The organism is Kovacikia sp. CALU 1929, from assembly GCF_056784235.1.
Genome location: NZ_JBXBCF010000121.1, coordinates 1 through 9701, shown reverse-complemented (window position 1 = coordinate 9701; position 9701 = coordinate 1). Strand labels below are relative to the sequence as shown.

At 50.7% G+C, this 9701-nt stretch carries 8 protein-coding genes; 3 read left to right on the top strand and 5 right to left on the bottom strand.

Features of this window, described 5'->3' with window-relative positions; all coding sequences use genetic code 11:
• Window positions 1-132: 132 nt before the first annotated feature.
• The 3 genes from AC1S52_RS33345 to AC1S52_RS33335 form a co-directional block, all read right to left on the bottom strand.
• Entirely contained in the window at window positions 133-546 is a 414-nt protein-coding gene (locus tag AC1S52_RS33345; protein WP_482033361.1) for a response regulator, read from the bottom strand.
• Window positions 547-801: 255 nt separating this feature from the next.
• The gene (locus AC1S52_RS33340; RefSeq protein ID WP_482033360.1) at window positions 802-2940 is read right to left on the bottom strand and encodes a sensor histidine kinase; all 2139 of its coding nucleotides are present in this window, start codon (window positions 2938-2940) and stop codon (window positions 802-804) included.
• 278 nt (window positions 2941-3218) lie between these two features.
• The gene (locus AC1S52_RS33335; RefSeq protein WP_482033359.1) at window positions 3219-3989 is read right to left on the bottom strand and encodes a peptidoglycan-binding domain-containing protein; all 771 of its coding nucleotides are present in this window, start codon (window positions 3987-3989) and stop codon (window positions 3219-3221) included.
• A gap of 279 nt (window positions 3990-4268) precedes the next feature.
• Between AC1S52_RS33335 and AC1S52_RS33330 the strand changes: the two genes are divergently transcribed.
• The gene (locus AC1S52_RS33330) at window positions 4269-5330 is read left to right on the top strand and encodes an ADP-ribosylglycohydrolase family protein (RefSeq protein ID WP_482033358.1); all 1062 of its coding nucleotides are present in this window, start codon (window positions 4269-4271) and stop codon (window positions 5328-5330) included.
• A 151-nt stretch (window positions 5331-5481) separates the two neighbouring features.
• Window positions 5482-7929: an HD family phosphohydrolase gene (locus tag AC1S52_RS33325; protein ID WP_482033357.1), complete on the top strand. Its 2448-nt coding sequence runs from the start codon at window positions 5482-5484 to the stop codon at window positions 7927-7929.
• Window positions 7930-8009: 80 nt separating this feature from the next.
• On the opposite strand, the gene AC1S52_RS33320 is transcribed toward AC1S52_RS33325, so the two are convergent.
• On the bottom strand, window positions 8010-8231 hold the full coding sequence (locus AC1S52_RS33320) for a hypothetical protein (RefSeq protein ID WP_482033356.1): 222 nt from the start codon (window positions 8229-8231) through the stop codon (window positions 8010-8012).
• Window positions 8232-8239: 8 nt separating this feature from the next.
• Here AC1S52_RS33320 and AC1S52_RS33315 point away from each other — a divergent pair, with 8 nt between their 5' ends.
• A complete protein-coding gene (locus AC1S52_RS33315; RefSeq protein WP_482033355.1) occupies window positions 8240-9343 on the top strand; it encodes a nucleotide-binding protein in 1104 nt (367 codons plus the stop codon).
• A gap of 117 nt (window positions 9344-9460) precedes the next feature.
• Here the strand turns inward: AC1S52_RS33315 and AC1S52_RS33310 are convergent.
• Window positions 9461-9701: transposase (locus AC1S52_RS33310; protein ID WP_482033354.1), on the bottom strand; the 241-nt coding region annotated here is incomplete at its 5' end.

Here is a 9701-nt window from a genome sequence, read left to right as displayed (position 1 = left end):
CCGACTATTGTGTCAAACAATCCCCGTTCTTTCAACGGTTCTGGCTCTCTTTTAGGTCACTCAGATGTCAATACAATACCCGCATTCCCAGAGCTTGAACAGCTTTTCGCCAAAATGAGAATTGCTGACCTCTCACCCCTCACCCCTCACCCCTGGCTTTTGACCCAATCTATTAATCATTTCAAGCAGTGCTTCGTAGTCAGTCACCGGCTTGGCGCAAAAGCCATCTGCCTGGGAAGTTTCCATTAGAGCTTGCCGTTCGCTCAACATGGCGTAGGCAGTAATCAGAATAATGGGGATATGGGCGGTATCAGCATGGGTTTTAAGATGGCGGGCAAGGTCTGCCCCACTCACTTCCCGTCCTTCCCATTCGGCACCAGGAATGTTGACATCCATTAGCACCAGGTCAACCTTTCCACTCTGGCATTGGCGAACAATTTCCTGGGGATCATCTGTGATCAGGACATGGTGATTGCCAAGCCGCTGAATTAACTTAGCAGTTCCCTTTGCCAAAATCTCATCATCATCAATTAAGAGAATATTCAATCGGTTTATGTAGGTAAGTAGGTGGGACTAATTAAATATAAGACCTGTGTAGGTTGGGTTGAGGTACGAAACCCAACGCCCGCATGGGTTACGCTATCGCTAACCCATCCTACATTTAATTCCACCTGCCTACTTAATAGGTGGGGGATAATCAACTTTGCAACCAATGAGCAATTACCGATTACCATACTCAAGTCTAGAAATTTCGGTGATTTGCTCAGTCCAATTCAACCCATGCCCAAATTTGGTTATCGATTAACCATTTGGGACAGCAGATAAGGTGAACGTAACGGACGTTCCCTGCCCTTTGCCAGGACTTTCTAGCCTGATTTGACCACCCATTAACTCCACTAAGCGTTTGCAAATGGTTAGTCCCAAGCCGGTACCTCCATAGCGCCGTTTGATTGAACCATCCGCTTGGACAAAAGGTTCAAACAAAAGATTGCCTCGACTACTGTCAATGCCAATACCCGTATCGGACACAGAAATTTCAATGACTGATTGGGGGTTGCCATCCAGGTCTTGAGCGCGTTGAATCGCCCGAATATGAATTTCGCCGGTATGTGTGAATTTAAAGGCATTGGCTAATAGATTGGTCAGAACTTGCCTCAGCTTAATGGCATCTGCCTGTACCCGATTCACCGGGCAATCAATGATTAAAGGAATGCCTTTTTGACGGCTTTCAGGCTTAAACAAATTTTCTTGTTCGCGCAGTATTTCCTGTAAATTGACGGGTTCTAGTTGCACATGCATTCTTCCCGCTTCAATTTTGGCGATGTCAAGGACATCATTAATAATTGCAACCAGGTTTTCTGCTGAATGGTAAGCCACATCAATATACTCCTGAAGCTCTTCAGGATTGTCATAGAAGCCTTCTTTCAGGAGTTTCAAATAGTTGAGGGTTGAGGCGAGGGGGGTTCGCAGTTCATGACTGGTGGATGACAGAAAGTCTGACTTGAGCCGACTGGCTTCTTCAGCCGCACTACGGGCAGTGTTGAGTTCCTGATTGCGCATTTCAACCAGCAGGCGATGTTCCCGCTCACATTGGTAAAGGCGTTTCTGCATCACTGCCATGGTGATGTGAGTGCTGAGCGATCGCACCAGTTCAATCTCTTCGGGCAACCAGTGTTGTGCCTGCCCATTTTTTAACTCTCGCCAAACTTCAAAAGATTGGCGCGGGCGATCGTTCCGTTGATCAGGATCAAATCTGCCTGCCCACAGGATATCTGTGTCTACTTCATCTCGAAGCATTGTGAGATAGCCCAGGGGTTCTTCTCCATACTTTAAGGGCATGACCATCATGCTTCGAATGGGCGTTGAGCCAAAGATAGGTAATATTTCCTTCAGTAATGGTTCCTGATAAATATCAGAGATTGCCCACGGATGGAATTGGCAGGAACTCTTTAGAGAGGAGAGTTCTTGATCCATCTCTGGTTTTAGGGGCAATTCCCAATTTGCAAATAGTTCTTGAACTACCTGGGAAGAAGCATTCTCCTCTTCCATCAAATGTTGCCAAAAGTGGGTGGCTTCCAGGGGTTGCTGATCAGTTAAAGGGGTTGGCTGCCTGCCATAGGTGTAAAGTTGAGCAGGAGCAGCGGACTGGAGATCGAACAGATAAAGTCTACCGGAAGAACCCTGTACTGCTTTGACAACCGACTCCAAAACAAACTTAAGGATCTCACTTACTGATAAAGGTGAGTGCAGTAGGGTAGTGATCTGATTAATCACTGCTTCTCGACGGGCACGCTCACGGGCGTTGTACAGCAGGGTAGACTGGGCGATCGCGATCGAAACCTGATCCGCCACCAGTTGCACAATCTGCAACTTTTTCTGCGAAAACTGTTTGGGTTGAGCGTGGTGGGAGACGAGCAATCCCCATAGCTTTTGGTGATGCAGGATGGGAATTACCAGGGAAGACTGAACCCCCATTGCCATGAGGTATTGTACATGGCAGGGGTCAACCGGGCGCTGCAAAACCTCTTCAATCGGCAATCGATCAATATCTTCCAGGGTCAGATTTGTTGTCGTTAGGGGATTTTCCAGCCGACTGAGGGTAGTCATTTCGGTTGGCATATCCACAATCACCCGCTGACGGGCTTTGACAAACATTTCTCTGGCATAGGGCGGAATGTCTGTTGCTGGAAAGTGCAAATTAAGCAGGGGGGGCAGGCGATCGGCGTGAATCGATTCCGCAATCACCTGACCTGAACCATCCGGCTGAAAGCGGTAAATCTTAACCCGATCAGTCCCCAAAAACGATCGCACCTCGGCAACTGCGGCAGAGAGAATCTCCTGAAGCTCTAAAGATTTACGGATGCGATTAGTCATCCGATTCAGCAGATCGCCTTCTACCAGCTTGGTATCTACCGCAAGCTCTCGATTTTCCTTTGACATAGCATTCTCTCTGTCTGACGGGTGGGCTACTTGAGCTAGAAGCCCGCCCGCGAAGGCTGCACTCACCTTCACAAACCGGGTTCAACGGGCTACAAGCCGCTGCTGCCTCGATCATAAGCCACCCAGAAGCGAGACCCTTCAGAAGGTGAAGAAGCGTTGAGATTTGTGAGAAGAGCGTTACTGCGCTCTCTATTGCCTGAACAAGCGTTGCCAAACTACGCCGGAGTCCACACTTCGGCATCCCTCCCACCTTTCAAACGGCACGAGCATGGGAGTTCCTACTGCAATAGCTCTCGCCATGTAGCGGGACCGACCACACCATCGGCTTCAAGCTTAAACTTCCGTTGAGCCGCCCGCACCGCTTCCTGGGTTTCAGGACCAAATACTCCATCCGCACCGCTTTTCAAAAACCCGATTGACCTTAACCGATTTTGCAATCCAATCACAGCGGGACCGCGCATTCCCACTCTCAATATTGGAAAAGTTAATTCTGGAGCAGTGGGTTGCGTAGTACCCCTTGTCCCCGACGTAGCAGGCTGCCTGACCGCAGCCGTAACCGCCGGAGAACTGGTTGGCGCAGGAGTTGCTGGTTGGGTAGCGGCGGGAACGGGCACTACACTGGAAGGAGGTAATGCGGCGGTTGGGGAGGTGGGGGGCAGGGGATCGGCATCTGCCAGGGGAGCCAGGGGAAACAACTTGCCCCAAGTTGCCGGACCAGCAATGCCATCGGCATCTAAGCCAGCCGCTTGCTGAAAGGAAGACACTGCGCTAACAGTGGTTTGCCCATAGACCCCATCGACACTGCCGCTATAGAAACCTAACAGCTTGAGGGTTGCCTGCAATTCACTGACCTCGTTGCCTTTGCTACCCGAGCGGAGAATGGGGCGATTTACGGTTTCTGTAGTCGGGGTTGTTGTCGGTGCCTGGTTGGGAACTGGAAAACCAGATTGTTGAGCAAAGCCAGCGGATGCAGCCAGCATCACCATAGCCAGGCTGACGAAAATCCCTTTGATTTGCGATCGCGGCGACGGCTTTAAATAACCACACATTTTAGGAATCCTGTAAGCAAGAGTGCTGTTCAACCAAACTCAAGACAACCTTACCCAATTGGGAATGAATTTGGAACTTACTGAATTCTCATTCCTCAATCACCCCCCTACTGATAGCGGTTTATTCAACTGAATTTGCTGTAAGGCTACTATAAGTGACTAAGAGCTGAATTCATCCATAGAATTTCTTAAGTTTTGTCAGCCGACATTTTCCTGCCCCCATTGTTCTGCCAGATTCCTCCGCTAGGATGGAGATCATTTCTATAAATTTACGAACTGATGCGCTACTCGTTGTTGAGTCGCTTTCAAGGGGCACTGCTAGGAGCAGCACTGGGGGAATCGTTAGGGATTGACTGTTGGGCGCAGCGATCGCAGAAAAAGCATCCTTCACAGGGCAACTGGGCAGCGATGACTCAGCTTAATCTGTCGGAATGGCAACCCGACCGGGGGGATGTGGGGATTGCTCCAGGCAAGCAAGCGGCTTTTCCCTGGGGGAAAGTTGCCATTCGCTCGACAGAAAAGTTTATCCAAACAGGCAATTGGCAGGGGATAGGGTGGGATTTACCGCCCGCCTTGACTATTAGCAAGGGGCATGGCATCGGTTCTGCCTTAGCGGTGGAGCAACGGGTAACTGGGGCAGAACTGGCGATCGCCACTCTGCCGATGGCTCTCTTTTTCCATGACAATCCAATTCGCTGGCAGCAAGCTCTCACAGAGGTAGCGGAGCAATGGTTGATCGATGCCGCTGGGCTTGAAATGGTAAGGATTGTGAGTCAGACCATCGCCCAGGCATTGAAAGAGCAGATCGCCCCCTCCCGACTGATTCCTCAGTTAGTCAATGATTTGCGGCAAAATGATTTGCAGCAAGATTTCCAGCCCAATTTTGTCTGTGCCTTGGAGCAGGTGCAAATCCTGGTACAATCGGGCGCTTCCCTACGGACTGCGATTTTTCGGTTACAATCCCTCCAAGCCGCCCCATTCCAAACCATGCAGTCTGGTATGAATGCAATCTGTCTGGCACTCTATTGCTTCCTCAGTACACCGAATGACATTCGCCTTGCTCTGTTGCGGGCTGCCCAGTCAGGGGGGTCCCCCCAGGTTGTCTGTGGGCTGACGGGTGCTTTACTGGGTGCTCATAACAGTATTGCTGGATTACCGCTGACCTGGCGGTTGGGAAAGGCGGATGGTTCACCTGTTTTAAGTTGGGGGGTAACGGGTGACCAGATGACTCAACTGGCAACCCAATTGTTCTGGGTGTGGGCTGGAGTGTATGAGTTGAATCTTCCTTGCTTAGGGGAGGTTCCGGCGATCGCAGCTCCGGGTGTGATTCGTTTGCGTTGAGGGTGTGGACTTGATTGCTTGAGTAAAGGTTGCTCAACGCACCTCTGACTGAGACGGCTCCATATAATAGAAAGGGCTATACGGGTGGTTCTGTCTTGATCTCTGCTAATTTCCAATTCCTTTTCGGTCAACAGTGCGATCGCGGGTCACTATGAAACGGTTCCAGCCACTGGTGAGACGGTTTAAGTTACCCTACCTGAACTATGTAGGGAAACTTTCTACGAGTCTGGCAGAGATGATGCGACAGTTGCCGCACACGTCCAAGCCCGGTAAAGCCACGCGGTCCTATCTCATCGCAGCTCTGGCAGTAGCCACGCTCACCAGCGCGATCGGACATCGGTTTTACAATGCTCCCAAATTAGATACGGGCAGGGCAGCCCCTCAAACGATTTACGCTCCCAGAACGGCAACCGTAGAGGATAAGAAGGCAACGGAAGAGAAACAGAGAGCCGCCCGTAAAAGCTCAATTTCAGTCCTGGCATTAGATCAAGATGTTACTCAGCAAATCCGTGACAACCTCAAGCGTCAGTTAGATTATGGAGATGAGTTGAGGCGATTGGCAGGTCCCTTGCCGTTTGCCAAAACCGCCATTCTGTCAGTTAGTACCCAGTCCTATCTGCGTAAAGCGAGTGAGGAAGACTGGCAGAAATTGCTCAATATTGCCGACCCCACTGGCTCTTTTCCAGCAAACACCAGTCGTACCCGGATGAAGCTGTCAGATCTGGCGGATGATACTCAGCGACGGGCAGCGATGGAACTACTGTCATATCCCCGCACGGCTGACTCCAGGGAATATATTGCCCTCCTGGAAGCCATCACTCAGGCTCGTTCTCAATATTCATCGACCCTGAATTTGCTGGGGCAGAATTCTCCTGAGGAAAAGGTGGTTTATGATGCGACTCTGCTTGACCTGAGTACAGTTGACTGGCAGCAAGTCAAAGTTAAACTTCCCCGACTAGCTGAACGGATTATCGCCCAGGGAATTTCTCCTGGACTGACGGAGTCCATTTTAGAAAATGCTGTGCGGATTCAAGTTAAAGGAGATGTCCCGAATGGGACAGAACTGATGTCAACCAGGGTATTGCTGTCGTCCTTGCAGCCTAACCTGGTGCGCGATGAAGAACAAACGCGGTTGCGGGCAGAACATGCTGCCCAACTGGTTGAGCCAGAAATGGTTTCGATTCGGGAGGGCGAGATTATTGTCCGGTCTGGGGAAGAAATCACAACGGGTAAATTTGCCCTTCTGGATGAGTTTGGTCTCAGCCGTAGAGGCATTGACTGGACGGGGCTGATTGGGTTTGGGGTACTGGTCAGTGGGGCGGTGGTCACCTTCTGGTTTGTTGAACGCAGGTTTCATCCCACCCTGCGGCGACGCGATCGCATCCTGATCTGGCTTTTGAGCTTGAGCACCCCCTTACTGGTTGCCCTGCAAGTACCATCCACTAACCTGCCTGCGATTGGGCTGCTGGTGGGCAGTTTTTATGGATCGCCGATCGGCGTTGCGGTGACCGGGTTGCTGGCAATTCTACTACCCTTTGGAGTGCAGATTCCCTGGGGTCAGATGCTTTCGAGCACCGGAGCGGGTCTTTTAGGCGGATGGATGGCAGGACGGTTGCGATCGCGGGAAGAACTGGCACTTCTAGGCACTGGAGTTGGCTTACTGCAAGGCTCCCTCTATCTGGTGTTTAATGTCGCTTCGGGGATGGTCTGGTACACCCTCCTGGGTTCGGCAGCCCTCCATGCCCTGATCGGACTTGCCTGGTGCATTGTGGCGATCGGTATCAGCCCCTATCTGGAACAGGTTTTTGATCTAGTCACCACCATTCGCCTGGTGGAATTGGCAAACCCCAACTGCCACTTGCTGAAACAGCTTGCCGCCAAAACTCCCGGTACCTTCCAGCACACTCTTTTTGTTGCCACCCTGGCAGAAGCCGCTGCCCGTGCCCTGGGATGCAACGTTGAACTGGTGCGGACGGGGACTCTCTATCACGACATTGGCAAAATGCATGACCCACTGGGCTTCATTGAAAACCAAATGGGTGGACCCAACAAACACGATCTGATTAATGATCCTCACAAGAGCGCCGAAATTATTAAGAAGCATGTTTCTGAAGGAATTGTGATGGCACGGAAATGCCGTTTGCCAAAAGCAGTCCAGGCATTCATTCCCGAACACCAGGGCACCATGTTGATTGCCTACTTCTACCACCAAGCACAGCAGCAGGCACAGCAAAACCCCAATCCCGACGGAACCCTACCAGAAGTGTGTGAATCAGACTTCCGCTACGATGGTCCGACTCCCCAGACCCGCGAAACTGGTATTGTGATGCTGGCAGATTCCTGTGAAGCGGCGTTGCGATCGCTAAAGGAAGCCACCTACGATGAAGCTTTGTCCATGATCAACAAAATCCTCCGTGCCCGCTGGCAAGATCAGCAATTAATCAACGCTGGGCTAACCCGTGAGGAGATGTCCAAAATTGCGACAGTATTTGTCGAAGTCTGGCAACAGTTCAACCACCAGCGGATTGCCTATCCCAAAATGAGCCGGAGTGCCCAACCGCTTTTGCAACCAGAGCAAAGCCCAACGGCTGTGAAATGAGGGGGAAACGCGGTGTAAGTCGCTCCTGTGGGTTTATTGTGACTGTACAAGGTAGTTGTATTAAGCGGGAGTAATGGGATCTATTTATATCCAGAGGGGCAATCGTCATTGAACCAACCGGCGATCGCGGCAACTGTATTCTGAATTGGCTGTCGCTGAACAAACCTGCCTAAGAAATTGACGTAAACCAGCTTAAACTGGCTTTCGATGGATCCCCAGGTTGGGTGTCCAATCAGCAGTTCTAAGCACCAAACGGCGTTACAGCGCGTAATATGGTACGAGGAATGCGGATACTCCACCACCACACCCTATGCCCACTACAAACTCGCTCGACCTGGAACAAACTGTGATCTCGCTCTTTCAGCGGGAGGGATGGCAGGTGAAATTAGCATCGCCCGACACCAAGGACTATACCTTCGAGCTAGAGCGGGGTGAAGAGTCTATTGCGGTTCAGCTTCGGAACCACAAGGCAAAGGTGCATGTTGGCTACCTGGAGAAGTTCATTGATTTCCTGGAACAACCCAATGGTGCCCGCTTCACCAAAGGTTTTTTGATCTCAACTTCTGGCTTTAGCCCCTCCGTCTTTACCTACATGCTGACGGAAGAAGTGGTGGATATTTCCCTTGGCACCTTTAAAGACAACCAGTTTTTCTGGGAAATGGAACCACCCCCCCTACCCCCCAGGGAAGAGATTACCTATATTGGCGTGTTTACCTGTAAAGGTGGAGTAGGTAAGACAACCATCAGTGCCCATCTGGCAGGAGCCTTTGCCCTAAATGGCTATGATGTCATCCTGGTCGATCTGGATAGGCAAAGTAACCTGCGTAAGTTGCTAGGCGATGGTGTTTACCTGCCGGGTCCAAAGGGAAGTTTAGGTGCAACGATCACGGTCCTTAACCATGATGAGTGGAGTGAAGAAGACTACCCCGATGTTAAAGTCGTCGTTTGTGATTGCAGCCCAGAATACGATGCAAACCCAGAGGAGTTTATCAAGCGGTTTCACTATTGCATCATCCCGACTACGCTGAACCCGTTAGGCATCAACAAAAATGCGGATGTAATTAAGCGGACGTTCAAAGCCGTTCGTCGAATTAACTCTGAGGCAGAACTGTTTGTTCTGATCAACAACTATCATGCCGACGAAGACAAGCGGAATGAAGTCCTGAACGACATTTTGAAGCGTGAGTTCAAAGATCTGGCAAAGGAGGATAAAAGATGCCACTACATTGATCCTGAAATGGTGGCAATTCGGTTCAGCAAGCAGTTGCTTTACTGGGGATACCATCTGGTTGAAGGCTCAAAACCCCAACTGGCATTTCGGGAAATTGCGGGGCGATCGTTCCCCAAAGCAGATTTTCTGAAGTTACTGGACTATCTGGAAGACGAAACGACGATTGAAGGGGCGAGAGAGTAAGGGTAGGAGGCAGGTGTCAGGTGTTAGGTGCCAGGTGTTAGGAAGTGGTTGGGGTTAGTGGCTGGAAAGTGAGGGTTGAGGGGTATAAAGCTTTGTATCCTAGTGTCTGTTTTAAAACTATAGCCACATCATGATCGAGGCTAGAGTCAGCATGGCTAGGTAGTTTTCAGCCTTCTTTTCAAAGCGAGTGGCAATGCGACGATACTGTTTCAACCGATTGAAACATCGCTCCACCCGGTTGCGCTCACGGTAGAGAGACTTGTCAAACCTACCTCTGTGACGTTCGTTGTCTTTGCGCGGAATGGTAAGGCGAATGCCGCGCCGTCGGAGATAGCGACGAATTTTGCCCCTACTATAA

What these genes read in the sequence shown, in the direction of transcription:
- AC1S52_RS33340 (WP_482033360.1), bottom strand. Translation starts at nt 2,940, where the DNA reads ATGTCAAAGGAAAATCGAGAGCTTGCGGTAGATACCAAGCTGGTAGAA.
- AC1S52_RS33335 (WP_482033359.1), bottom strand. Translation starts at nt 3,989, where the DNA reads ATGTGTGGTTATTTAAAGCCGTCGCCGCGATCGCAAATCAAAGGGATT.
- AC1S52_RS33330 (WP_482033358.1), top strand. Translation starts at nt 4,269, where the DNA reads ATGCGCTACTCGTTGTTGAGTCGCTTTCAAGGGGCACTGCTAGGAGCA.
- AC1S52_RS33325 (WP_482033357.1), top strand. Translation starts at nt 5,482, where the DNA reads ATGAAACGGTTCCAGCCACTGGTGAGACGGTTTAAGTTACCCTACCTG.
- AC1S52_RS33315 (WP_482033355.1), top strand. Translation starts at nt 8,240, where the DNA reads ATGCCCACTACAAACTCGCTCGACCTGGAACAAACTGTGATCTCGCTC.